Here is a 26,602-nt window from a genome sequence, read left to right on the forward strand (position 1 = left end):
TCGGCTCCATCGGCATCCGAAAACCTCAGCAATAGCGGTAATCGAGCGGCCCACCCTTGACATTACGCCTCGGAAGGCGTAAATAAAGCGTATGAACACGGCGACCCTACCCCTGTTTCCCGCCTTCGCGCCCACTCCACGGCCGATCGCACCGCCGGCCGGCGGCACGGAGTTCATCGATCTCGACCGGCGGCAGATCCTGCGGCGGGTCGACGACCCGCGGACTGGCGCCGTGTGGGCGCTGGACCCCTATCGTGGCTGCGAAAACGCCTGCGTCCATTGCCCGAACCGCTCCGGCCACAAGGCCTTCCAGCTCCTTCGATCGCAGGACTACGAGCAGCGCGTATTCGTGGAGCGCGGCGCCGCCGCGGCCCTGGAGCGTCACCTGGCCTGGCACAACCTACGAGGGCAGACCCTCTCGCTCGGACACTTCACGGACCCCTACCAGGAGGCGGAAGAACGCTTCGGGATCACCCGCGAGGTGCTGGAGGTGCTCGGCCGGTTCCGAGGTTTGGATCTCTCCATTTCGACCCGCTCGACCCGCATCCTCGAAGATCTCGACCTCCTGGCGGACCTCGATCGCCACCACACGGTGACCGTTCACCTGGGCGTGCCGACGGTGGACGAGGCCTTGAGCGCCTCGCTGGAACCGGGCGGAGCCACCCCGCGAGGGCGATTCGACGCGGTGCGCCGGCTGGTCCACGCCGGGATCGCGACGGATATCCGGGTGATTCCGCTGATGCCGGAGATCAACAGCGACGAGGAGAGCCTGCGGCCCCTGTTCACGGCGGCGCTGGAGGCCGGCGCCTTCGATGTGGTGGCCCACTGCCTGGTGTTGCCGCCCGCCACCCGCAGCCGGTTTCTGCCCTGGCTGGAGGCGGAGCGCCCGAAGGTCGCGCAGCACTACCGCAAACTGTGGGGTCGCCGCTCGGCTCTACGCCGACCGGACAAGAACCGCGCCCTGGCGACCTTCCGTCGGCTCTATCTCGAGATGGGTTTCCCGCGCCCCACCATCAGCCGCGGCTGACAGGCTGCTGAAGGTCCGCTTCGCGGATGGTTTCAGCAGACCTGCCAGCTGTCTTTTTCAGGGGGCTAGGCGCCCCCTCGCCGCAAGCGGCTCACCCGTGCGCGGGCCGCCCGTCCTCGGCGGCAAGCCGCCGCGTCGCCCTTCGGGCTCCGGTCCTGGAGTCCACGTAGTTCGTGAGAGCCGAGAGCTAACTTGCGGAGTGCGGTGCCCGCTCGCTGCGGCGGGCGGAGGCGAGGGCGGCCACCAGGCCGCCCAAGGCGGAATCCGGATCGTCGCTTTCGCCCTTGAGGCGCAGCTCCGTTTCCAGCACTTCGGAGGACAGGCGCGCAATGGACGCGTCGTCGAAGCGGCCGGCGGCCAGATAGGCGCGATGCAGGCGGAAAGGATGGAACTTGGCTACCGGATTCCTGTGGCCGCCGGGTAGCTCGGACTGGAGTTTGGTGGCGAAGCGCGATTTGAAGCGCGGGTAGGAACGCTCTCCCGGCGGTACCCGATGGATTTTCATCAGGCCGCGCACGGCGACGAGCTGCCGGCAAAAGCCGGCCAACAAAGCGAAGAACGAAAGGCGCGCCGCTACCGGATCCGAAGCGGTCGCGAAGTACCGCTGGAGCTTTCCGAGGGCCGCCGCCCCTTGGCCAGCTCCGATGGCGTCCAAGAGCTGCCACACGTCCTGCTCGCCGCGGTCTTCGATCACCTCCTGGACGAGCGGTAGGCGAATCACTTCCCCTTCGTCTACCAGGCCGGCGAGCTTACGGAATTCGGCGGCGAAACGCGCCGTGGACTCCGGCGCCACGCCGCCGTCGGAACCTCGGCCGCGCGGCCCGCTCGACTGGCGCAGAGTGCGCCGGGCGAGTTCCTGGAGGGCCGGAGGCTCGATGCGGCGACCGGTCTCGCGTTCGAGTTCCCGCGCCAAGAGATCGGTCCCCTCGAATCCACCGCCGCGCCTTTCGGCTTCGAGCTCTCCCACCCGGATGAGACAACCGGCCTCGGCCAGCCGGCGAACCACCGGATGACCGTCGGCCACCGAGCGCTCGGCAAGCACCAGAGAGTGATTCTCCGGCAGGCCGCCCTCGACGGCGTCCTGCAGAACCGCGACCTCGGCGTCGGACCAGCCGGTCAGTTCCGCCGCCCGGGCAGCCGCCAACAAGCCGGCGAGACCTTCCCGCAAGGTGGCGATCTGTTTTTTGCCGCGGCCGCGGCCGTTGCGCTTTTTGCGGAAGGCGGTGCCGCCAGCCAGGGCCTCGTCGGGCAGGCCTCCGAGGACATCTTCCGGCGAGCCGGCCTGGGGATCGATGCGCTGGAGCCGCAGAGCCTGTAGCAAGCGGGAAGCGGCTTGACGCTCGCGGCTGTTCAGGGTGTCGCCTTCGACCGGCAGCACCCCTTCGGCGTCGTCGAGCAGGTCGGCGACGGCGTGACGGTCCGCCAGCACCGCCGTGTCCACTGCCAGGACCACCTTGGCCGGAGCGAACAGCGAGAAGGTCCGCAGGTCGTCGAGCAGCACGGCGAGTTTTTCCGGCCTGCGATGTACCTCTACAGCGCAGCCAGCCGCTTCGGCGAGGGCCTCCGCCAAGCGTTCCGCCGCCGGCTGCGCCATCACCAGATTGCCGGCGACCAGATACACCGCCGCGCCGGGCGCGCCGCCCTTCAGATCGGCCAAGATCTCGTCGATCGTTCGAGACTTGGAAGCAGCCTTGGGACTCATGAAGGATGCCGCCGGTGCTCATGCGCAACGAGCGGCGCAATTCTCCGAGGAGAACCCACGACGCTCGCGAGGAAACACGATGCCGGCAATGGACTGGGCACTTGCGCAGCCGTCAAACCCCGAGCCTGGAGGGCTCGGCGGCGCCAAAGGCGCCGAGGATGGGGTTGAGCCCGAAAGATCAGTAATTTTCGGGCGAAGGGGGCGCCCAGCCCCCTGAAATGAATATTCGCAGTGCTGCTGAAATGATTGAGCAACGCCATTTTCCGGCAGCACTGCTAATCGTCTTCGAGTAAACCTTGCTCTTTAAGCTCCTGGCAGTCGATGCAGTAGCGCGCCCAAGGCACCGCCTCGAGACGCGCCTCGCCGATGACTCGGCCGCAGTGCTGGCAGGATCCGTAGGAACCGGCATCGATGCGAGCCAGGGCATCGTCCATCTCCACCAGCATGGCCCGCTCGTTGTTCGACAGGGAGAACAAGAACTCCCGGTTGTATGAGTTATTCGCGCGGTCGACGATGTCGTCGCTACCTTCGTCTCCCGAAGCCTGACCGGCCGCGAGGTCACTTTGGTAGAGATTCATGATCTCCTCGCGGCGCTGTTCGAGGCGCTGTCGCAAAGGCTCAAGGTCGGCGGTGCTGGCCTCGGCTCGCTTCGTCTGGGGCACGTCAGTCTCCTTTCTGACCGCAGTCGGCCCAACCGGCTTGGTGCTACCGACTCGATGGCCGGCGATCATAGTTCTAACCGGCAAGGAGCGCAATCTCTTCCCGGCCGGGAAAGATTGTGCAGCGGATCTAAGGCGCGAGAAGCCCTCAGTGGTGATAGCCGCTGCCCCGGAGGATCTCCAGGGCGCGGTAGACCTGCTCGTACAGCACCAGCCGGGCCAGCTCGTGGCGCAGGGTCATCGGACCGAAGGAGAGCACCTGCCGGGCCTGCCGGCGCACCGTTGGGTCCAGTCCCAGATCCGAACCGATGACGAAGGCGATCGGGTGGGGCCACTCGTCGAACAGGCGCTGGAGCGTCGTGGCGAAGCGGCGGGAGGACGACGACTTTCCACCCTCGTCCAGAGCGAAGAGCCACACCGGATCCGGCAGCGCGGCCAGCAGGGCCTGCCCTTCCTCGGCCTTGCGCCGCGGCCCGTCACGCCGCACCTTGACCGGCAGATCGCGCACCGGCACTGAGCGTGCGATGCGCTGCCGGTAGTCGGAGCAGAGTCCTTCCCAGGCCGGCCGCTTGTGGCGAGCGGCCCACAGAATGTGGATTTCCCGACTCAGGGGAAAAACCCTTCGATTGTGTGCGTTGCGAATCCGCCGAATGCTCGCCCCGAGCCCATCGGGCTGGGCGCCCCCGGACGAGGCGGCGGCGAAGCCGCGCCTTTCAGCAGCCCTGTCACCCGACGGCGGCCGGGTGCGGCAGGCCCATGTCGCTCAACAACTGCTCCCACTCTTCGGTGAAGCAGAGGGAGCGGAGGTTGCGCATGCGGTCCAGAAAGAGGACACCGTTCAGGTGATCGTTCTCGTGCTGGACAATGCGGGCCGAGAATCCTTCGAACACCTCGTCGAAGGCCTCTCCGTCACGGTCCAGGGCCTGTAGACGCACGGCTGGATAGCGAGGCACCAGTCCGCGCAAACCGGGAATCGAGAGGCAGCCCTCCCAGTCGTCCACCAGTTCGCCACCCTCGGCGGTCATCAGCGGATTGATGGCAACGCGTACCTCGTCGTTCGGCGCCCGGAACACGAACACCTGCCGCACTTGGCCGACCTGCGGCGCCGCCAGGCCTACGCCCTCGGCCTGGGTCATCGTTTCGACCATATCGTCGATGAGTTGCTGCAGTTCCTCGGATCGAATGTCCGTATCGGCGATGCGATCCGCCTGGCTGCGGAGGACCGGATGGCCCAGGCGCAGAAGCTCGAGCAACGCCATCAGCGACCTCCGGTTCTCATCGTTCGTCCTCCTCGCCTCGGGCCGGGCTCCGCATGGCCCGGCGACGTATTTCGTGAGTTGCGTAGTTCAATCCACAGTATATCCGCCCCCTTCCGCGACCCCTTCGCCTCAGCCCGGACCGTGGTAGCCTCACGAGCTTCAACGGCGACTCTCTTTCAGGTGAAAACCCCATGACCCGCAAGCCCTTCCCGAAGATCCCGGCCGGCTATCCCTTTCCCGCCCTCGAGCAAGAAACCCTCGAGAACTGGCGCGAGAAAAACATTTTCAACAAGAGCCTCGAACAGGAAGCGCCGCGCGGCGACTTCGTCTTCTTCGAGGGGCCGCCGACGGCGAACAACGTACCCCATGTCGGCCACGTCGTGACCCGCGCCGTCAAGGATCTCTTCCCGCGATTCCGCACCATGCAGGGCTACCGCGTACCCCGCAAGGCCGGCTGGGACACCCACGGCCTACCGGTGGAGATCGAGGTCGAGAAAAGGCTGGGATTCTCCGGCAAGCAGCAGATCGAGGAATACGGCATCGAGCGGTTCAACCGCGAGTGCCTGGAGAGCGTGTACACCTACGAGCGCCAGTGGCGGGCGATGACCGAGCGGGTTGGCTACTGGGTGGATCTGGACGACGCGTACTACACCTTCACCAACCAGTACATCGAGTCCGCCTGGTGGGCCCTGGCGGAGCTGTCGCGGCAGGGCCTGCTCAACGAGGGCTACAAGATCCAGCCCTACTGCGTGCGCTGCGGCACCACCTTGTCGTCCCACGAGGTGGCCCAGAACTACAAGGACACCGACGACCCTTCCGTATGGGTGCTGTTCGCGGCGCGCCCGGGGCAGTCCATCGAGACCGCCGACGGCGGCACCTGGGCGGTGCCCGACGGCACATCGCTGGTGGCCTGGACGACAACTCCCTGGACCCTTCTCGCCCACACCGCACTGGCGGTTTCTCCGCAGATGACCTACCGCGCCGTGGCTCTCCCCGGAGAAGCCCTACCCGGCGAGGAAAGGGCCTTCGGCGAGACCCGGGTGGTGATCTTCGCCGAGGACCTCGCCAACCCGGTGCCGGCGATGGTCACCACGACCCTCGACGGAGAGAGCAAGAAGCGCCAGATCGACCTGCGAGACCAGGAGCCGCTCGCCCGCTTCCACGGCGCGGCGCTCCTCGGCCTGCGCTACTCGCGCCCCTTCGAGACGGAGCAGCCGGACAAGGTCTTCGAGGCCACCGAGGTCGAGCCCTTCGATCCCGCGCCGTCCGACGAGGCCGGCTGGCGGGTGCTGACCGGCGACTACGTGACGCCGGACGAAGGCACCGGCATCGTCCACACGGCACCGGCCTTCGGCGAGGACGACTACGCGACCGGCGAGCGCTTCGGCCTACCCTTTTTCCTGACCGTCGACGGCGAGGGCAGGATCGTCGACCGACCGGGGATCGAACCCTTCGCCGGCCTGCCCTTCAAGGAGGCGGACCCGGAGATTCAGAAGGACTTGAAGGGCCGCGGCCTGCTCCTCCACAGCGACCGCTACCGCCACAACTACCCCTTCTGCTGGCGCTGCGACCGGCCGCTCCTCTACTACGCCACCACCAGTTGGTTCATCCGCACCCGCTCGCGCAAAAAGGAATTGGTTGCCCTCAACCAGGAGGTCGCCTGGCACCCGGCCCACGTCGGTGAGGGCCGCTTCGGCAACTGGCTGGAGAACGTGGTGGATTGGGCGCTGTCGCGGCGGCGCTACTGGGGAACGCCGTTGCCGGTGTGGCGCTGCGAGGAGTGCGAGGGCAGCCCGCGGGTGATCGGCTCCTACCGAGAACTCTTCGAGGCCGTCGGCCGCAAGGCCCCGGCGGATTTCTACGACCGCGAGCAGTTCGATCCGCACCGCCCCTTTATCGACGACTACACCTGGCCCTGCGGCGAGTGCGGCGGTACGGTGCGGCGGGTGGAGGAGGTGATCGACGCCTGGTTCGACTCCGGCGCCATGCCCTTCGCCCAGCTCCACTACCCGTTCGAGAACAAGGAACTGTTCGATCAGCGGCGCTTTCCGGCGGACTTCATTTCCGAGGCGGTGGACCAGACCCGCGGCTGGTTCTACACCCTCCACGCGCTAGGCACTCTGCTGTTCGACTCACCGGCCTACAAGAACTGCATCGTTCTCGGCCACATCACCGACGAGACTGGCCGCAAGATGTCCAAGCGGCTGGGCAACGTGGTCGATCCGATGGAGGTGCTGGAAGAAACCGGCGCCGACGCCCTGCGCTGGTACTTCTACATCAGCAATCCGGAGGTCAACTCGCGCTTCTCCGCCCGGCTGGTGCGCGAGGCGGCACAGAAGTTCCTGCTGCCGCTGTGGAACGCCGTGTCGTTCTTCTCGATCTACGCCGAACTCGATGGCTGGTCGCCGACGGACTCCGGGGACGAATCGGCGGAAGCCTTCGCCGCCCGGCCGGCCCTCGACCGCTGGATTCTGCTGCGCCTCGGGAGGCTGGTGCGGGAAACCACCGAGCACCTGGAGGGCTATCGCCTGGGCGAATCGGCGCGCGGCATCGAGACCTTTCTCGATGAGCTGACCAACTGGTACATCCGCCGCAGCCGCGACCGCTTCTGGGCCGCCTCGGCCGACGGTTCCGGGGAGACCGACGACCCTACCCGGGACGACAAGGACAGCGCGTACCGCACCCTCTACGAAGTGCTCGACACGCTGTCGCTCCTGATCGCGCCGTTCACCCCCTTTGTCGCCGACTACCTGCACGGCGTGCTGCGGCGCAGCCAGGGGGCGGGCGCCGAGAGCGTTCACCTGGAGCGCTGGCCGCGGGCCGCTGAGAATCGCCGCGACGACGATCTCGAAGGCGCCATGGCGGGCATTCAGCGGATCGTGCGGCTGGGCCATGCCGCCCGCAACTCGCACGGCTTCAAGACCCGCCAGCCCCTCGCCTCGGTCACTTTGGTGAGTGCCGATGCCGCGCTGCCGAAGCGCATCGCGCCGCACGAAGAGCTGCTCAAGGAGGAACTGAATGTGAAGCGGGTGGAATGGGCCGAGGATCGCTCGACCTACGTCCACCACGCAGTGCGACCGTTCTTCCCAAAGACCGGTCCGCGATTCGGCAAGCAGATGCGCGAGGTACAGCAGGCCCTGGCGGCGGCGGACGGCGACGATCTGGCGGCCCGCCTGGAGGCGGACGGACGGATCGAGGTGAACCTCTCCACCGGCCCTGCGACGCTCTCCTCCGAGGAAGTCGAAGTCCAGCTCATCGAACGCGAGGGTACCGCCACCCAGGGCGACCGGGATCTGCTGGTGGCCCTGGAAACCGCGCTGACGGACGACCTGATCGCCGAGGGCCTGGCCCGTGAGGTGGTCAGCCGCATTCAGACCGCCCGCAAGGAGGCCCGGCTCGACTATGCGGACCGCATTCGGGTGACCTTCCGCGCCGACGACGCCCTGCGGGCCGCCATCGAGACCCATCGTAAATGGATCGCCGGTGAGACCCTGGCGGTCGAGATCGAGGCCGCCTCCGAGGGAGACGACGTACAGCTCACCGAGGCGACGGTGGACTCCCACGCTTTCGCTTTCACCATCACACTCTCGCCCCCCGCCAAGCGCCAAGACAATTCAGGAGACTGACCATGGGTGGAATCTTCAAAGCCTACGACGTCCGGGGGCTCTACCCCGGCGAAATCAATGAGGAGATCGCCCGAAAGATCGGTCTCGCCTTCCAGTTCGTCTTGGACGACGACGACCTGGCGAACGGCCGCACGGTGGTGGTGAGCCGCGACATGCGCTCCCACAGCGAGGGGATCGCCGAGGCGCTGATCGAAGGCTTGCGCGCCGGCGGTTTCGACGTGGTGGACATCGGCCTGGCGACCACGCCGATGAACTATTTCGCCGTCGGCAGTTTGCAGGCCGCCGGCGGCATCCAGGTGACCGCCAGCCACAACCCGGCGCGCTACAACGGCCTGAAGTTTTCGAAGCGTGGCGCGCGGCCGGTCTCCGGCGACCACGGTATTCCACTGCTGGAGGAGAAGGTCACCAGCGGGGACCTACCCACCGCCAAGCAGCCTGGCCGTTTGAGCACCGGCGAGGTCACCGACGCCTATCGGCAGCACGTTCTCTCCTTTCTCGAAGAGGGCCGGCGCCTCAAGGTGGTAGTCGATGCGGCCAACGGCATGGGCGCCATCTACCGGCCGCTCCTCGAAGCGATGAACATCGAGCTGATCCCCCTCTACTTCGAACTCGACGGTTCCTTCCCGAATCATGAAGCGAACCCCCTGAAGGAAGAGAACCTGGAAGTCCTCAAGCAGGCAGTGGTGCGCGAAGGGGCGGACCTCGGCGTGTCCTTCGATGGCGACGCGGACCGCTCGGCGTTCATCGATGAGAATGGCCGCTCCATCGGCAGCGACCTGATCACCGCCCTGATCGGCGGCGAACTGCTGTCGAACCATCCCGGCAAGGCGGTGCTCTACGACCTGCGCTCCTCCCGGGCAGTGGCCGAGTACATCGAAGAATCGGGCGGCGTGCCGGTGCGCGAGCGGGTCGGCCACTCCTTCATGAAGGCCACCCTGCGCCTGCGCGACGGCGTCTTCGGCGGCGAGCTGGCCGGCCACTACTACTTCCGCGACACCAACTTCGCGGACTGCGCCGTGCTGGCGGTGGTGGAGATCCTGAACCTGCTGCGGCAGAGCGGCCAGACCCTTTCGGCCTTGGTCGAGCCCCTGCGGCGCTACCACAAGAGCCCCGAGATCAACTTCGAGGTGGACGACAAGGAAGGCCGCATGCAGGCTCTCGCCGAGCGCTACTCCGACGGCGAGATCGACTACCTGGACGGCATCACGGTGCAGTATCCGGACTGGTGGTTCAACGTGCGGCCGTCGAACACCGAGCCCTACCTGCGGTTGGTCTTGGAAGCCGAAACGGCGGAATCCCTGGCGGCCCACCGGGCGGTCCTCGAAGGGATGCTCGGCACCCTCGCCGAATAGCCCTGCTCGCTAGCGGCCTTTTTCCCCGCTCGGCTCGGACTCTCCGGCGGCGGGTTCGACGACCCGCAGGCGCCCCTGCTCGAGCGGTTCGATCGTCTGCCGGGCACCGGAGGGCCAGGTGACCTCGAGGCGCAGCGGCTTTTCGTTCGCCCCGACGCCGAAGTAAAGCGGCAGCAAGCTCTGGGACAAATAGCCGGACTTGCCGTCGTGCACCCGGAGCTGGTCACCCTTGTCGGTGACCAGCCTGACCCGGGCGCCGAGGCCGTCGCGATTCGAAACGGTGCCCTGGAGCTTCACTGCGAAGCGGAGCTTCGCCGCGGGCCTGCGCTGGGCCAGGTCGCTGACCAGCACCTGGGGCTCGGTGTTGAACTCGTTGGTGACGATGTCGAGATCGCCGTCGCCTTCCAGATCGAACACCACCGACGAACGTGAGCCGCGGGCGGCGATGACCCTCACCGGACCGGCGACGCCGGCACAATCCCGGTGCACCGCTGATCCTTCCGCCTCCGCCTGCTCGTCTTCCGCCGCCGGCTCCCCCCCGGTGGCGGAGTCCTCAGCCACCGGCGGATCTGGGCATTCGATCTCGAACCAGGGCTGCAGAAGTTCCGCACGAGGCTCCACGCCGAGCACGAACTCGGCATCGACGAAGCGCTGACCGCCCGCGTTGAGCAACACCGAGTTGATGCCGTAGCGGAACGGATAGTTCATGCTGGAGGTGATGAACACGTCCTGCCAGCCATCGGCGTTGAGATCCGCCACGCTCAGTCCCCAGGGCCAGTAGTTCTCGGCCCCCACCTCGTCCGAAACCTCACGAAAGGTACCGTCGGCGGTCCCCTGGAAGAGCGCGTTGCCGAGAATCGGCCCGTCTTCCTCGGCGGCCGGAGAGCCCGGCAGGGGCGTCATCTTCTGCTTTTCCTCCTCGGGATTCAGCTCGTACATCATGTCCGAATGCATGTCCGTGAGGAGGAGGTCGAGGTGACCGTCGCGATTCCAGTCGAACACCTTGATCCCCATGGTGCCGCCCGGCGTCCGGGGAAAGAACTTTGCCGTGCGGTCCGCGAAGAACCGGCCGCCGACGTTCTGGTAGAAGCGATCCGGACCCTGCATGTCGGCCACGTAGAGATCCTGGAAACCATCGCCGTCGAAGTCGGCGGGAGTCGCATCGCCGGTCCACGAGCGATCGACCAACAGCGCCGCTTTGGAGACGTTCTCGAAGCGACCGTTACCTAGATTGCGGTACAGAAAGCTGTCCTCGGACCGTTCCGGGTAGATGTTGCCCTTGAAGGCATCGTCGATGCCCCGGTACGCCCCTCCGCGGCCTTTCTCCTCGATGGTGTAGACACCGACGTTACTCAAGAAAAGGTCCAGCCAGCCGTCGTTGTCGTAGTCGAAGAAAGTCGCTCCGGAGGAATGCCCGGAGTAGGCCAGTCCGGCTTCCGCCGTGGCGTCCCGGAATACCCCTCGGCCATCGTTCAGGAAAAGCGCGTTGCCACCCCGCACGGTCGTCACGAAGAGGTCTGGGTCGCCGTCGTTGTCCACATCGGCGAACGAGGAGGTGACGCTGATGCGGTCGGCCAACGCCACCCCGGCGCGCGCCGTGATGTTCTCGAAGCGGCCGTCACCGAGATTGCGCCACAGTTCGTTGCTGCCGATCTGCGTCGTGAAGTAGATGTCGATGCGATCGTCGCCGTCGATGTCGGCGGCGGAGATACCGTTGCCGTGATCGTAGTGAACGGCCAGGTAGTGGAGGCCGGCGTCGTCGACGATCTGATGGCGAAAGGTAATACCGCTCTGCGCGAGCCGGTCTTCGAAACCGAAGCCGTGCTCCACCTGCCAGCTTCGCGCCGCGGCCCGCTGTTCGGCGGCTCGGGGGGCGAGGGACTCGAGCTTCATGTCCGCCGGCACCCGCACCTCGGTCACGCCCTCTGCCGCTTGGGCAAGAGAAGAGGGACTCATCGCGGCCGCCAGGAGAACGGCGGCAAGCGCCCCGGACCCTCTTCTAACGGACGCGGGTTTCCTGAAGCTTTTGGTGTTGATCATCCCTTGGGTCTCCGTTGGAAGCGATACGATTCGAGCATGACCCCGATTCGCCTCATTCTAGTGCTTCTCGCGTTGATCTCGGGCGCGACCTCGGTCTTGGCCCAAACGCCTGCCGGCGCCGATCTTGCGCGACAGGCCCTCGCCCGCGGCGAAGCAGGAGACCTGACCGGCGCCATCGAAGAACTGGAGGCGGCGCGCCGGTCCCCGGACGCTCCCGCGGCGGTACTCGATGCCCTCGGCTCGCTGTATCTGAAAGCGGGCCGGCCGGCGGACGCCCTGGAAGTCTTGAAGCCGCGAACGGCCATCGCCGATCCGGATCCGGTGGTGCTCGCCAACGCCGCCGGGGCCGCCCTCGCCCTCGGCGAAGATGACCAGGCCGAGGCCTTCTTGAGAAAGGCCATCGCCCGCGCCCCGATCTCACGGGCAGCGCTGATGTTGTGGGATCTGCGGACCCGGCAGGAGCGGCACCGCGAGGCGGCCGAGGTCTTGGCGCCGCTGGTCACCGAACCCGCCGCTTCGGAGATCGAGCGGCTCGATCCGGACCTGGCCGCCAAGGTGGCCCTCGGATTCGCCAAGGCTTCCCTCGCGACCGGCGCCTTCGGCGAGGCGATTCCCTCCCTCCAGCGCCGAACCCGGTTGCGGCCCGAGGACCAAGAGGGCTGGAGACTGCTCGGCGAATCGCTGCTCGAGGCGGAACGCTTCGACGAAGCCCGCGAGGCGCTGGCCGAGGCTCAGCGGTTGCAAGAGCAGCAGCGAAAGGAACAGCTCGCCGAGCGCGAGAACTCGCCCTATGCGGGCCTCGATCTCGACGGCTTGATGCGCCTCGCCGCCGAACGCCGCACCGCTGGCGACCTGGAAGGAGCGCTCGAGGCGGTGACCGAGGGCGTTCGGCTGGAGCCGCGCGACCCTCGCCCGCGGATGCTCCAGGTGCAGCTTCTACTGAGTCTGAACCGACCCGCTCAGGCGCTACCGCGGGCCGAGGCGATGGTCCAGGTGGTCGGTGAACACCCTTGGGCGATCTATCTGCGCGGCATGAGCCGCCTCGCCGCCGGAAATCCGACCCAAGGGGAAGCCGATCTGCGGCAGGTGCTGGAGGTCGCCCCGAATCACCTGCCGGCGATGAACGGCCTGGCCTCCCTCCTGCTTCAGCAAGGAGAAGTCGACCAGGCCGACCAGCTCACCCGGCGGGCGCTCGAACTGGCCCCCGACAACCCGCGCGCCCAGGCCAACGCCCAACAGATCGCCGAACGGCGAGCCCAATAGGAGCCCGCCGGAGAATCGGCTCAGCCTTGTCGGGTCGGGGTCGCTTCCATGTGGGCCGCGTCGTCCTGGAGCGGTGGAACGGGACCACCGTACTGACTCGCCACCCTCAAGTCGTCACAGAACCCCGGTACCGGTTGAGTCCCGTCGAGCAGGTCTTCGAGATTGAGGTCCCCTACGTTGCCCGGCAGTTCCGGCGAAGGCCCGTCCTCCGTGTACACGGCCCAGCCTCCCCCGCGGTAGTAGCAGTAGGTGGAGAGCGCCTGCATGCACTCCATGTTCGACTGGACGGTGATTTCGAACTCGAAGCCATCATTGCAGGTGGCATCGCAGGTGGCGCCTAGCGCCACCGACGAGAACGTCGCGGCGGCGAAGGCTACCGCGACCAAAGTCAAAAGCTTGCTCCATCGAGACATTGAATCTCCTTTCAGAGAGGTCACTGGCCAGACTGCCGCCGACAAGCTCACCATGGACGCCGCGGCCAGGCAGCGCACGGTGGCTGTCCAACGACAATCGCTTCAATGTCCCGATACGCGTCGGGTGACTCCGATTGGGATCAAAGCAAAACGAGGCGGCCTGATGGCCGCCTCGTCGGGTGGTACTCCAAGTCAGTCGGTCGACTCAGTCGCGACCGCCTAGGAAACCCGCTCGGATCAGGAAGTAGAGCAACGTCATCAGAGTGCTGACGGCCGCCGCCACGTAGGTGAGGGCCGCGGCATTGAGAACCTTGTTCATGCCGGTACGCTCCTGCTCTAGGATGATCCCGTTGGACACCGCCAAGCGTTTGGCGCGGGCGGTGGCATCGAATTCCACCGGCAGGGTGACGATCTGGAACAGCAGGACCATCGCGAAGAGAACGGCACCGACCAAGATGATGTTCTTGCCGAGGACGACACCCATGGACAACAGGATCAAACCGCCGAGCATCACGAAATAGCCCAGCTTCGAGCCAATGTTGGCCGTCGGCACCAGGGCCGAACGAAGCCACATGGGGGCATACTTCTTGGCGTGCTGGATGGCGTGACCGGCCTCGTGGCAGGCCACTCCGACGGCGGCGACGGACGGCGAACCGTATACCGGCTCCGACAGGGCCAGAGTCTTGTTCACGGGGTTGTAGTGGTCGGACAGTACTCCCCGGGTGGGAACGATCTTGACGTCGCTGATACCGGCCTGATCGAGCAACCGCTGCGCCGCCTGGGCACCGGTCATTCCGCTCATGGCGCGCACCTTCGAGTATTTCTTGAACGCCGACTTGGTCCGCCAGCTCGCCCACAGGGAGAGGGCAAGGGCCGGCAGCGTCAGCAGCAAATAGGTTGAGTCGAAAAAGTACATGAGTTCCTTCCTCCTTCTGAGATGAGAAACCGCCACCCCGGCCTCCGGTATTCCGGAAGTACCGCTTTGAGACCGAACGCGGGGTTCGAAGCATGAGTCTATCGAGATCGGAAGGCGCAGTGGATCCCATGGCCGATCGTCTGCCACCGTTTGCCCTGGTCACCGGCGGCAGCCGCGGCATTGGCCGGGCGGTGGTCGAAGACCTGGCCGGCGACGGCTGGATCTTCATCATCGCCTTCATCGCCGGCCGCCACACCTTCGCCGGCGGCGCCGCCTGCAACGCCGGCAAGTTTGGAATAGTCCGACGAAGACTAAGAGCGACTGAACGTCGGCTTCAGTAACCGGCCGGCGCTTCCACCGGCGTCCGCAGACCCCGCCCTTCTTGGATGAGCTGGACGAACTTCTTGTCGAGCCCGCCCTCGCTGGAAACCGGGAACGAAACCTCGAGATCCGTCAAGGTGGTGACGAACACCATGCTGTCGGTCAAGAAGGAATCGTTGTACTCCGCTTCGAGGGATTCGATCTCCTCGAACGGGATGATCGTCTCGGGCTCCGCCCAGGCATCGGAGTAGACGACGAGTTTCGAATCGGTTACGAAGTAGAAACCGTCCTTGATGTCGAAGAGAGCATCGGAATAGAAGTACCGGATCCGCTCGTCGTCTTCGAGCAACCCCAGCGAGTCGATGGTGCTGACGAACCGCTTCGGAACCTGCCGGCCGGTGTAGATGGAGGTATCCGGCCCGAGCGATGCCAAGACGAAGAACCCCACCACCACCATACCGATAAGGCCGGCACAGCCCAGGCCACCAAATATCAGGATCTTGCGCATTACTGCTCCCCCTGCCCACCGATCTCGAGCGATCGAAGAGCCCTGTCCATGAGCGTCCCGGTCGACTGAATCGGCCGCAGAGTATCAGCTAGAGCCTGGCCCTCAGATTCGCCAGTGCAACCCCTCCAGCGTTGACACAACTACAAATCCGAATTAAAATATATTTAATATGATCTATATGATTAGATAAAAACTTGACCCTTGGCCCCGGTACTCACACCGGGGCAGGACCGATCCCACAGGGGATCAGAAAGGAGTGACGTGATGTCCAAGTTCGTCAACCAGCATCGGACGCTCCTCGGCTACTCGATCGTCGCCGCGGCAGTGATCGCCCTGGTGACCGCCGGCGCCGCCATGGCCGGCAAGGGAACCTCCAAGCCGGAGCTACCGGGGCCTGACAACGTTCAGGAGTGCCCGCACGACGACGAGGCGACCTTCCTGGTTGAAGGCCTCGGTACCTTCGAGGTCGTACTGGGGGGCTCGGTCGTTGCACGCACCGGCGAAGCCTACTTCGACGGCGGGCTGAAAACGATTCCCATCGACATTCTCGGAACGGCGAGCCGCGACTACATCGACGGCATCGGTGAGGTGACGGTGACGCTCGATCGCAGCCGCCCGGTCAAGGGCAGCCAGATTCAGGAAAGGGCTGTCGGCACGGAGTTTCCCGCCTCCCAGCACATGCGTTTCCACATTCTCGTCGAACTCGAGGCTCGGCCCGGGATCGTCTACCGGTCGATCCAGCCGATTCATATGGTGAGCGACAACGTCACTGCGTTCCCGCCCGCCGACGGGACGAGTTATCGCCTGGTGCAGCCGATCGACCTGGAGGACGTCGACCAGCCCGGCATCGTGGCCGCGCGCTTGCTGAAGGGCGCCCCCACCATCTTCGGTGCGAAGGCCGGCTGAGTTTCTTGCCGCCCGGTGGAACCCAGAAGCACCTCACCACCGGGCGGTCCCACGACGATGTTGCGACAGCGAGGGGAAGTGTGCCCCCGGCCACCGGCGCCTGCGGCGCAGGTCGCAACGGAGTCGAAGTTCGGCGTCTGGTAGGCCGTCTACGCCCGACCGCTATTCCCTACTCCCCGTCATCCTCGACGGAATAGGCCAACTCCCCAACGCTGATCAAGGGCTGCTTGGCGCTGGCGACGCCGAAAACTTTCAGGCCCGAGTCGATTCGAGGCGTGCCGGACCGAGTGGGTTTTCGGCTCTCGATCCAGGCGTCGATCACGTCCGCGTAGGGTGCGATGAAGGCCGGTGGCGGCGAAGCGACGACGGAGGCTTCGGTGGGTGGCAAGAGGCTGATCGGCAAATCCGTGCGCGGCACTTTGGCGAGTTCCGGCAAGAGCAGGTAGGAATAGGCGCTGTCCATCGCCACCTCGACGGAGGTCGATCCGTTGCCGCCGGAGAACAGACCGGCAAAGAAGGTATTGAGGGAGGCTTCGAGGCCTTCTTCTTCGCGCTGCAGCGGAAAGAACGGATAGACGAGCCGCGGAACGATCGGATCCGCAAAGCGAACCACCGGCGTCTGGAACAGGAAGTCCTGGGTGGTGGCGACGTCGTCGGCATCCTCGATCGGGAACAGGAACTTGTTGCGCTGCACAAGAATCTCCGACCAGGCGTTCTGATAGGCCAAGACGTCGAGACCCAAGAACACCGTGATGCGCAAGGGATTCGCCAGGGCATCGGCATACGACAGGTACTCCGGGGGATCGGCGGTGCCCCACTTGCGGTAGACGTAGGCGATCTCTACGGGCTCCGGCGGAGGTTTCAGGGCCTCCGCCTGGTAGTTCTCGGGATCGATCCAAATCACCGGCGCCGGCAAGGTGACGGTGCCGTTGGAAATGGTGTTGGTGTCGGCATTCCAGGTGGCCGGCAGATCGTCGATGGTCAGGTTCAAGATGTCCGTCCGGGCATTGCCCTCGGCGGTCTGATCGAGGGTGGTCTCGAAGGCAATGCGCACCAGTTCCGGTGCGTCCGCGACGGCTGCCGTGGCGCGCGGCTGTAGGGACGCCGCATAGGCGGAGGCCACGGCGGTGACAAAGGCCTGGAAGGTCGAAACGGCCTTCTCGGCGTTGTCAACGGTGGCCTGATCCGGGTCTTCGGCGTCGATCTTCCGCAGATACTCGTTGAAGTCCGCGAGGATCGCCGGATAGGAGGCAACGAACTGCGCCAGAGCTTCGAACAGCGACGGCTGCGCGGCGCGGGCGGCGAGGTTGCCGCCTTCGAGCTGGTAGTTGAGTTCCACCGTCACCTGAACGGCATCGCCGGCAGCCTGCTGATAGAGGTACTCGAAGCCGTAGTCCCACTGGGCCAGCTCCGCCGGCGTGGTGGGGTTGTCGACGTGGCGCTCAGCGGCCTGCCTCTGGACCGTCGGAGGCGTCGGCAGCGCCCGGTTGACGATCGGAACGTTCGAGATTTCGGAACCGAGATTGTAGTCGAACGGCCCGTTGACGAACTGCAGCCAGCGACTCTGCACATAGCCCTCGATCCCCGGCACCGCCGTGCGGTCGAATTCGAGGTGACTGACCTGCAGGGACAGATGGAGCGGCACGTAGGCCGTTTCCAGAATGTTCTTGGAGGTGAGCACGAAGGCCAGCCGCGGCTCGTAGGTCTCCCCCTCCGACATCGGACCCAAGGGGATTCTGCCGTTGGTCAGCGAGTAGTTCTGGTTGGGAGTTCCGGCCTCGACCACGCCGGCCGGCTGGCCGTAGAGACTCGGCGGACCGTTCAGCGTGCTCGGTGGCGCTCCCGAAACATCGCTCAGATCGAAAATCACCACCGCTCCCGCAGCGTAGGCGGGTCCGAGCTGGTTGAGAAGCTGCTGACGAAGTTTCTCGTTCGCCGCAAACCAGGTGGAGTCGTCCGTCGCGCTGGTGGTCAGCACCGGCCGAACGGTGGAGCTGATGCTGTCGGCGAGACTCTGCTTGGCGGCCAGCACCTTGCCCAGATAGCCGTCCTCGAGGGGGTCATCGGTGCCCAGGATCTTGTCCAAGATGAAAGCCGGGGAGGAGTACGGTGCGGAGAGGAAGGCATCGATCGCATCGAGCACCGTCTGGAACCAGAGGTTCTGGTCGACGCCGGTGAAGTTCGAGGTCTCCGGTTCGCCGGTCCGGTAGTTGACGATGTTCGCGCTCTGGTTGGTGAGCGCCTTGGCTACCGGTTTCGGGGCGTAATAGCTCGGCGCATCGCCGATCTCGAAGAAGATTCCCTCTCCCTTCTCGCGGCCGAAGCGAACGGCCCAAAGTTGTTGGCTGCTCTCGTTTTCTCCTTCGTCGGTTTCCTTGAGCCCTTCGCCGACCTTCATGTACCAATCGTTGTTCTGGAACCGACCTTCGAAAGCAGTGGCGAACTCCGTGTATGCGACGGTCTCACCGCCGTCCGCCTGCGGCAGGACCGGACCGGTGACCGACAACCCGTCGTTGAGGGCGGCCACCGGCGGCTCCGTGAGCAACGGCTGACGGGCGAAGGTCAAGGTCAAATCCAGCTCGATGGTGTTGCCTTCGACCACACCGTCCAGCGAGATCGGCAGGGTGAGTCGCGCCGTTGGCTCGGTCGCCGCCTCGTCGGTGAGGATCTTCACCAGATACTCGACGCAATCGCGCACGAACCCGCGGATCACGTCGCTCTCGGCGGCCGACAGCTCGGTGTCCGGCGCGGCCAGCAGGGAATTGCTCAAGACCATCGAAACGGCGTTGCCGGAGACGCCCGGCACCCCCAGGCCGGTGTAGTCCTGATGGAGCTGGAAATAAACCTTCTGATAGAGCGCCAGGTCCCGTTTCGCCTGTTCCTTGTCCTCCGCATAGGTCGAGGGATCGAGGGCGAAGTCGGCCTGCAGCCGCGGCGCGCCGTCCTCCCCCACATAGGTGTAGGTGGCCTTGGCATTGGGCCAGGCGGCGACGCTGAGCAGGCGATCGCCGTACAGCACCCGCGCCGCCGAACCGTTGAGCGCTCCGTCATAGGTGGCCGAAGGCTTCTCGAAGGGCGTCAGGGTGGTGTTACCGAAGAGATCCTGCCACTGCAGGGCGACCTCGGCGGTGCTGCCGACGCCGAGGTAGGGGTTGTACTCCTTCGGGGGCAGGTAGGGACTGGTCGGCTCCGGCGCCGCATTGACCAGAGCGAACTTGCTGCTGTAGCCGAGAGACTGGCGGTAGTCGAAGTCCACCTCGGCGGCCGACTGCAGCCGGGCGCTCCGCCGGGCGCACACCGAAGCCTGACTCGCGAAGGCGGCGTCCACCGCCTCGCCCTCAGCGCTTTGGTCCTGGGGCCCGAAAGGCAGGCCGAGCGGGCTCGCGTCGAAGAAGGGGTTGGCGTCGAAACCGGCGGACAGGGTGTTGTAGAGCGAGTACATGTAGGCCTTGGCGTAGGCGTCCTTCTCGGCTCGCGTCGGATCCGGCGGTAGCTCCGGAGGGTCGCCCAGGTTCTCACGCTCGAGCCGAATTCCGACGTTGCGCGGCCCGAGGGTGGAGCGCAGGTCGAAGAGCTGGCTGTCGATGTCGAGAACGGTGCCTCGAGGGAACAGCCCGCCGACGGTGAGCGCATCCGTCGCCACCGCCTCGATGGACAGGCCGTAGTAGTTCGCCAGGGAGTCGAAAGTGTCTCCCGGCGCGGCGCCCGGCGCCACCACGTAGTCGATGGTGGGAATGTAGAAGACCGCGGCGACTTCGACCGCAACCCCCGGGTTGTAGTCCGCGATCTCCTGCCCGGTGATCGGCTGCTGAGCTCCCACCGAGTAGTAGGCGGCGAGATCGTCCAGGGTTTTGCTGGGGTCCTGCACGTCCGCAGGCCGGAGCTGACGCACCACGTCAGCCACCGAAATGACCTTGCCGGCTTGCAGCGGCACCGCCCGATTGGCCTGGGCGATCCGCCCGGGACCCGCCCCGTACACGGCCGACAGGGAGCGCAGCGTTTCGTCGTCGGCGCCGGTGGTCTCCGCGCTCCTGGCGGTAGCCGATTGCGACAGGAGCTGGACGATGTCCTGGCCGGTGTCGATCGGGTCCGTCGAGACGAAGGCATTGACGAAGTCAAGGGGTGCCTCGCCAAAGGAGCCGGCGCCTTGGGCCGCGAAGGTGACCACCATGCTCAAGGTGGCGGAGCCGCTCGAATCGAACACCGAGGCCGGCAGGCCATCGCCACCGTCCACCACCTGGTAGAAGAGGTAATAGCCGCCGCTGCGCACCACGCTGAGTTCCCATAGGAGCTTGACGAACTCGCCCGGCGAATTGGCGATGCCGCGCGGCGGGGTGCCGTCGTCCTGGGCGCGCGCCAGCAGCAGGGACCGCGGCGGATTGGTCTCCGTGGACAGGTTGGTCTGAGTGATGAACGACAGAAACTCTTCCTCGCCGAGGGTGACCAGTTCCGGCGCCGAGGGACCGGCCTGGCCGTAGAGCAGGAAGATCCCGGACGCGATGTCCTCGCCGAGTTCATCCATCGCGCTCAACAGCCGTTCGAGGCGCAGGGCGTCCTCGCTCGAAGGCGACACCAGCTCGTAGATGTTGGGCAGCGAGGGGGCCGAAGCGGGGCCCGAGGGCGTGGATCCGGCGCCGGTGCCGGCGAAGGCGGTCACCTCGTTCGCCGGCAATCGCTTGACCTGGAAGTCCACCCGGGTGGCCCAGGCCCAGTCGTCGATGTCGCGGAATGCGGTCTGCTGGCTGGCCGGCGAGGTGCTTCCAACCTGCGGCTGGAAGTGGGGCATCAGCGGCAAGACGTTTTCCAGCTTGGGGAACAGCGGTTCGAGGCTCGCCTGCCGTGCCTCCAGCAGGCTCCGGAGACTGGCCGGCAAGGGCCAGAGAATGGGCTGGCGCTGTCCGTTGGACTCCGCCGCGGCGCCTTGGCCGCGGTCCGTCAGCCGCTCCAGGGTCGCCATGTCCGAGGTCGACCAGAAAGCGAAGGTGTTGGTCGCCAAGGCCTTGGGCGTCGGCGACGACAGCGGCAGCGCCTGGTAGGACGGAGCGGGCTGGAAGGCTCCGGTCTTGGCCCAATCGAGCACGACGGTCAATCGGTCGAAGGCCTCCGTCAGCGGGACCTTGGCCGAGGTGCCGGCGGCGCCGTCGAACTCGATGAAGGACAGGTCCACGCCGTGGGCGCTGCCGGCCCGGGAAACCGTCACATCGTAGGTCGCGCCATTGCCCAGCGATGCCGGCGTCGGGAACTGCTGGCCGGTGAGCTGGAACAGGCTGTACGCCGTCTGGTCCGCCGGGTAGAGGAACTCACTGGACAGAGCGAGGCCGTCAAGCTTCGGCAAGCGCAATCCGAAGATCAGGAAACGCGCCACCATGCCCGCCGTTTGGGCGACCTGATCGGTGGCCGCGATGGCGGACCACAGGTCGGCCACCGGCAGGGCCGTCAACTGTGCGAGGGTGATCAAGCCGCCCTCGGCGTCCGTCGAGAACAGACCTTGGACGTCGACGTTGGCGTCCGCCAGCAACGGCACCGTGGTGGCGAACTGACCGGCGACGCTCGCCAAAGTGTCCGGCGACGGTTCCGCCGCCGCGGCCGGCGCGGTGGTGTAGGCGATGGACGGAAGGGCCATGGTCGCCGCCGGAGTCAACAGGCCTTCGATGTCGTACAGGTCGCTTTGGCCGGCGAGTTCCGCCAGGGTGATCCCGACGGACTCGGCGATCGCTCCGAAGCTGTCGCCGGGGCCGGTGATGATGGTGACCGGACCCTCGTCTCCCTGCACCGTGAACTGGACGTCCGGCTGCAGGATGCGAGCCTTGCCGTTGGCCTCGATGAGCTGCGCCGGAGTCGTGGTCCAGCGGGCCGGCGAGGCGCTGTCCGAGTAGCTCGTGGCGATGGCCTGAAGGGTGTCCTTCCCCTGGATGGTGTAGGTCAGGCCGGCGATGGTCAACCCGAGGGAAGGGGATAGGCCGTGGTCTTGATTGGGCAGCGCGACATCGCCTGGCTCGAGGGCGTTGCCGGCTTCGTTCACCCAGCTGAGAATGCTGGCGATGGAGTCCGTCGGCGACAGCCCGTAGGCATAGCTGGAGAGGGCATCGAGGGCGGCCTGCAATAGTTGGCGGCCGATCATCGAGAAGGTGTCGACGAAGGTGATGGACGCCATCGACTGCGGGTCGTCCTCCAGGGCGAGGCGGCCGGCGGAATCCTCGTTTTGCTCTTCGATCACCGCCTGCACCTCGGCGAAGATCTCGCTCACCGTCTTGCTGTAGGCCGAAGTCGCGGTGGCGTAGGTTTCGAAGGTCACCGTCTTGGGATCTCCCCCGTCCGGATCCGGTACGGTGAGGGACAGGCCGTCGAAGGTCGGGAACAGGGTCCACGACGGTACGTCCGTCGGCGCACTGGTCAGAACATCGAGCACGAACGCCGAAGCCATGAATTCGAGCAGGTCGGCGATGTCCAGGGGCGGATTCTCGAGATCCGCCAGGCGCTGGACGTAGGCCTCGAGCTCCGGTCGAGTCACCGTGGTCTCGGCCGCCTCGGCGAGATCGACCTCATCTCCTTCACCGTTGCCGAGGGCATCGATCACCCACGGGAAGAACGCCTCGGACAGCCGATCGAAGGAGGTATCCCCGGAATTGCCGTCGGGGTCGGTGGCGTCCGGCGCGTCCATCGAGAAGAGGAACGCGAAGGCCCCCTGCTGCTGGCTGTACTCCGTCGCTCCCTCCGGCGCCGTGACGGTGAACTGCGGCGAGGCCACCATCTTCAGGGTAGGGGTCGCGGCCGCGCTTCGATGCACCACCCGCTTGGGCCGCGGCCGGAGAGCCCGCGAGCGAGCGAGGATCGCGTCCGGCCCTTCGGTGAGAAGCGAGGAGCGCCGCAGCATGAACGACGACGGCTGGTCGTCCCAGGGCGCCACCTGGTCGCTGCCGAGGATGAATTCCGCCGAGACGTTGGCCGAGAAGGAAAGCGACACCGTGATCGAGAACAGGCCCAGATCGATCTTGACCTTGAGGGATACGTCGACGGTGGCCCGCGCCACCAGCGGGATGGCGCGGAACGACTCATAGGTGATCTGGAGGGAAAGGGTGATCTTGACGTTGAGGGTGGCCTGGATGATCTTGAAGTCGACAGTGCCGTACAGCAAGCCGATGATCCCCACCTGGCCGCTGATCTTGAAGTAGTAGTCGCTCTCCAACGCTTCATCGTTTGAACCGCCGTCGGTCAGGGCGTACGGATGCCAAGGGGCGTAGACCCCCTCGACGATGCCGAAGACCGTCAGGGCGAAGCCGGCGCTCAGGGGACCCTTGATGAAGTTGTAGCCGAGGCCGAGCTGTAGGCCGAGACCGAAGACGATCACCGGGTCGAAGGTGCCCTTGTTCGTGACCGGTACCTGGGTCGCGGTGGCGTTCGAGAGCTTGCCGAAGTACAGGCCGCCGGACCCCAAGACCGGCACGCCGTAGACGATGGCGGAAATCGAGAACGACCGGCGGAAATCCAGGTTGTAGGGAAAACCGATGTCGATGAAGAAGTCGCCGTTGGTGTAGATCTCGACGCCGATGTTCGGCAGCACGACGGACACCGTCCCGAAATTGAGGTTCCGGATCGAGTCCGGGAAGGTGAACTCGATCTGGAAGACTCCGACGTCGTCGGTGATCTTCTTGTAGAGCACATCGATCGCCAGGCCTGCGAGCCCCCCCGCTTTGGGACCCGCCAGCGCCAGGCGCAATCCGTAGAGGTCCGGATCGTTGAACACCACCATCAGATCGATGGTCCAGGCGTCGGCGATCTTCAGCAACCCGAGATGGCCGGCGATCAGCCAGTTGTTGCCCTGATCGTAGTAGGGCACTCCAGCGGGCGGCGAGCCTTGATCAGCATTCGGGTTCACCGGGTTGGTCATGCCGCTGGTGTTGGGCACGTCCGCAAGGGCGCAGATCACCTCTTTGGTGTTGTTGAAGCTGGCGTGGCCGGTGATGCCGATGCGTTGCCCGAGAACCAACAGGAACAACTTGAAGTAGGACTGGCCGCGTCCCGGAATGTTGGGCAGGTTCTGGCTGTCCTGGCCCTTCTCCGGGTCGGTGAGATTCTGGAGCTTTTGCTTGTCTTCGGGCGGAGCCGAATCGAGCAGCGGTCCGGGAATCGTGCCGTCGATGGCGAGGGTGACCTTGCCGGTGGTGTCGCGCCGGAAGATCAAACCGTTGATGGTGATGAAGCCCAGTTCGAGAGGGCTCGACAGGGTGTAGCTCGCCGACAGACGCTGGGAGAAGGACTGCCCCGACTTGAGGGACACGATGACGCTCAAACCGTCCAGGGAGACCTGGTTCAAGAGGTCCCACGGCGAAGGCAGCGTGAAGTACGGATTCCCCAGGGTTCGCACCAAAGCCTGGATGATGGTGCCGACGCTCCAGCCCTTGAGGGTGAAGGTGACCTGCTCCTTGCCGCTCTCGTATTCGGCGCGGAAGCCTTCCCACTCGACAAACAGAATGTGGTTGCTGGTCCCCTGGGCGGTGGTCTCGAACTGGTACCCCATCAGCAGTTCGAGATTGATCGCCGGGTACACCCAGGTGCCCTCGGCCAATCCAGAGAATTGCTGCCCCGCCGGCTTGGCTCCGTCATAGGCCAGGGCGATCTTGGCGGGATCGATTCCGACCTGCTGCTCCCCGAACTCGAACAACCACGAGAAGGTGGTGTCGATCCCGTAGGTGGTGGCTAGCCCACCTTTGCCGGACGGGATCACGGCCTCGATGGCGAAGGTCTTGATCGTCAAGTCCCCCGGCAGGAAATCGGGGAAGTCGTAGGTGCCATCGGGATCGAAGAACTGCCGGATCAACTGCTGGACCTCGATCTCCTGAGCCAACGAGGCCGACAGATTCCAGCGCGCCGGCGACTGGAATCCGTCATAGGCGATGCTGGTGTTGGCCCCCAACGGCCCGACCGCCAGCAGGCCGCTGATCTCGCTCTGCCAGACGGTTTGGGTGGCGGCCTCGACCGCCGGCACCAGGACGGCTCCGGCCGAGTTCTCCTGCGTCTGGGTCTTCGCCCCCACGCCCACGTTTCCGTCGGAGATGGAGAGAATCGGCTTGCCGTCCACCTCGAGGAAAGCCAACGACAGCGCAAACCCGCTCGAGAAGTTGAAGCTCTTGGCGTTGTAGTCGACACCGAGCTCGATGTTCGATAGCTCCGCCTCGATGCTCGACGGCAGCGAGACGGCACCGCTGGTGAGGGTGGAGAGGAAATCGCTGAGGGACGCGGTGCCGTCGAAGGCGGCGAAGAACTGGAGGCCCGAGCTGAACTGCACCCTGAAAATGCCGTCGCCCTCGCCGTTCGGCCCCTTGAATATCGCCGGTGCAAGAGTGAACTCGGTGGCGAAGAGGAAGGTCTGCTGCCGAGCCGTGTTGTCGAACGGATTCTGGATGGCCCAGTCCAAGGAGAAGCTGGTGATGGTGAAATTCAACGTCTCCGGCGCATTCGGAATCGGCGTGAAGGATGTGTTCTTGGAACTTCCGATCTGGACCGTGACGGAGTTGAGGGTTGGCACCGACCCCAGTTGTCCGGCCAAACTAAGCCCTTGCAGACTGATCAAGGCCAGAAATTGCTGGAGAACCGGCGGCGTGGAGCCGAAGTAGCTCCCTTCTCCACCCACCAGATCGATGATCGTGTTGGGCGAAAGCGGTGTGCCCTCGCCGGTGGCGGTGAGTCCGATGGTGAAGTTGCTCTGATCCCCCTCGCCCTCGCCAGATGCCGGATCGGCCGGCGCAGAGACACCCACCTGAAGGAGATACGACGAGTCGTCGGTGCCGATCCCGACTCCCGATGCCACGGTGAGCTTCGGTGTCTGTCCAGAATCTTCTTCGGAATCGTCGACCGGAGGCGGAAGAGTCAACTGCACCCGAGGGTCCGTGACCTGCAAATAGAGGAGCTGGAAGCTACCGCCCTGGATGGCCGCGTTGAGGGTGCCGCTGGGGAAGAGCACCGTGTCGCCGTTGTATTCAGAAAGGTCGAGGGCGCCGAACAGGGCCAGATTCCCGGCCGGAGGCTGAAGGCCGTCGAACAGGCTGAGCAAGGGCGCGACGACATCGGGCAACGGCATGCCGGCTGAGAAGTTCTGCTTGGCTCCCCCTTCGACCGCATGACCCGAAGAGTCTCCCCAGGGGTAGGTTCCCGTCGCCGTGGAGAACACAAAGGTGGCGTTCAGGACGTCGAGATAGGTGAATGGCCAGCCGGCCATGAAGGCAAACGAGTCCGTCCAGGTCCAGCCCTCCGGCGCACTTTCGATCTGGACCACCAACTGCTGCTGGTCATCCACCGTTCGCAGGGCGAAGACGAGGGTGCCCTCCGATTGCAGCGCGCTTCCGAGGAAAGGAAAGCTCGCGTTCTGTACGGTGAAGCGGTCGCCCTCCACTGGCCCCACGTTGCTCGCTGCCGCCGTGACCAAGAAATCAGCCGCGCTTGGCACCTGGAAGGCGGCGGCGAGAATGGTGTCGTAGTTTTCCGGTACGGCGACGGATTCATCGTCCAGGCCGGCCCGCAAGAACGCCGTATCGAGCGCGAAGGATCCGGCGCCTGCTGCGGTTTTTACCGCTTGCTGAAGATTCTCGATCGCATTCGTGCTCATGGCTTGG

At 65.5% G+C, this 26,602-nt stretch carries 14 protein-coding genes and 1 pseudogene; 6 read left to right on the forward strand and 9 right to left on the reverse strand.

The features are described 5' to 3' along the window. The first annotated feature begins 91 nt into the window (after positions 1 to 91). Complete coding sequence (locus AAF481_12030; GenBank protein MEM7481894.1) at positions 92 to 1,027, forward strand: radical SAM protein; 936 nt, start codon at positions 92 to 94, stop codon at positions 1,025 to 1,027. Between the two features lie 187 nt (positions 1,028 to 1,214). Here the strand turns inward: AAF481_12030 and AAF481_12035 are convergent, their stop codons facing one another. From AAF481_12035 to def, 4 genes are all read right to left on the reverse strand, one after another. Further along, a complete protein-coding gene (locus AAF481_12035) occupies positions 1,215 to 2,729 on the reverse strand; it encodes a hypothetical protein (protein MEM7481895.1) in 1,515 nt (504 codons plus the stop codon). 275 nt (positions 2,730 to 3,004) lie between these two features. Next, complete coding sequence (locus AAF481_12040; protein MEM7481896.1) at positions 3,005 to 3,391, reverse strand: TraR/DksA family transcriptional regulator; 387 nt, start codon at positions 3,389 to 3,391, stop codon at positions 3,005 to 3,007. A gap of 145 nt (positions 3,392 to 3,536) precedes the next feature. After that, on the reverse strand, positions 3,537 to 4,040 hold the full coding sequence (locus tag AAF481_12045) for a 23S rRNA (pseudouridine(1915)-N(3))-methyltransferase RlmH (GenBank protein MEM7481897.1): 504 nt from the start codon (positions 4,038 to 4,040) through the stop codon (positions 3,537 to 3,539). Positions 4,041 to 4,113: 73 nt separating this feature from the next. After that, positions 4,114 to 4,647 (reverse strand): peptide deformylase, encoded by a 534-nt coding sequence (gene def / locus AAF481_12050; protein MEM7481898.1) that lies wholly within the window; start codon positions 4,645 to 4,647, stop codon positions 4,114 to 4,116. Positions 4,648 to 4,838: 191 nt separating this feature from the next. Here def and ileS point away from each other — a divergent pair, with 191 nt between their 5' ends. Together ileS and AAF481_12060 are read left to right on the forward strand one after the other, a co-directional pair. Continuing rightward, on the forward strand, positions 4,839 to 8,273 hold the full coding sequence (gene ileS, locus AAF481_12055) for an isoleucine--tRNA ligase (protein ID MEM7481899.1): 3,435 nt from the start codon (positions 4,839 to 4,841) through the stop codon (positions 8,271 to 8,273). Between the two features lie 2 nt (positions 8,274 to 8,275). Beyond that, entirely contained in the window at positions 8,276 to 9,625 is a 1,350-nt protein-coding gene (locus AAF481_12060) for a phosphomannomutase/phosphoglucomutase (protein ID MEM7481900.1), read from the forward strand. Between the two features lie 9 nt (positions 9,626 to 9,634). Here AAF481_12060 and AAF481_12065 read toward each other — a convergent pair whose 3' ends face one another. Next, a complete protein-coding gene (locus AAF481_12065) occupies positions 9,635 to 11,581 on the reverse strand; it encodes a CRTAC1 family protein (protein ID MEM7481901.1) in 1,947 nt (648 codons plus the stop codon). A gap of 120 nt (positions 11,582 to 11,701) precedes the next feature. On the opposite strand from AAF481_12065, the gene AAF481_12070 reads away from it, so the two are divergent. Next, a complete protein-coding gene (locus AAF481_12070; GenBank protein ID MEM7481902.1) occupies positions 11,702 to 12,928 on the forward strand; it encodes a tetratricopeptide repeat protein in 1,227 nt (408 codons plus the stop codon). 20 nt (positions 12,929 to 12,948) lie between these two features. On the opposite strand, the gene AAF481_12075 is transcribed toward AAF481_12070, so the two are convergent. Together AAF481_12075 and AAF481_12080 are read right to left on the reverse strand one after the other, a co-directional pair. Beyond that, positions 12,949 to 13,341 carry a hypothetical protein gene (locus AAF481_12075; protein ID MEM7481903.1) on the reverse strand — a complete coding sequence of 131 codons (393 nt, stop codon included), beginning with the start codon at positions 13,339 to 13,341 and terminating at the stop codon, positions 12,949 to 12,951. A gap of 205 nt (positions 13,342 to 13,546) precedes the next feature. Then, positions 13,547 to 14,257 (reverse strand): zinc metallopeptidase, encoded by a 711-nt coding sequence (locus tag AAF481_12080; GenBank protein MEM7481904.1) that lies wholly within the window; start codon positions 14,255 to 14,257, stop codon positions 13,547 to 13,549. A gap of 128 nt (positions 14,258 to 14,385) precedes the next feature. On the opposite strand from AAF481_12080, the pseudogene AAF481_12085 reads away from it, so the two are divergent. Beyond that, positions 14,386 to 14,475, forward strand: a pseudogene (locus tag AAF481_12085) (beta-ketoacyl-ACP reductase). Between the two features lie 116 nt (positions 14,476 to 14,591). Here the strand turns inward: AAF481_12085 and AAF481_12090 are convergent. Next, positions 14,592 to 15,086 (reverse strand): hypothetical protein, encoded by a 495-nt coding sequence (locus AAF481_12090; GenBank protein MEM7481905.1) that lies wholly within the window; start codon positions 15,084 to 15,086, stop codon positions 14,592 to 14,594. Between the two features lie 264 nt (positions 15,087 to 15,350). On the opposite strand from AAF481_12090, the gene AAF481_12095 reads away from it, so the two are divergent. Then, positions 15,351 to 15,992 carry a hypothetical protein gene (locus tag AAF481_12095; GenBank protein MEM7481906.1) on the forward strand — a complete coding sequence of 214 codons (642 nt, stop codon included), beginning with the start codon at positions 15,351 to 15,353 and terminating at the stop codon, positions 15,990 to 15,992. A gap of 169 nt (positions 15,993 to 16,161) precedes the next feature. Here AAF481_12095 and AAF481_12100 read toward each other — a convergent pair whose 3' ends face one another. Next, a complete protein-coding gene (locus AAF481_12100) occupies positions 16,162 to 26,595 on the reverse strand; it encodes a peptidoglycan-binding protein (protein MEM7481907.1) in 10,434 nt (3,477 codons plus the stop codon). Positions 26,596 to 26,602: the final 7 nt, after the last annotated feature.

Source organism: Acidobacteriota bacterium (assembly GCA_039030395.1).
GTDB lineage: Bacteria > Acidobacteriota > Thermoanaerobaculia > Multivoradales > JBCCEF01 > JBCCEF01.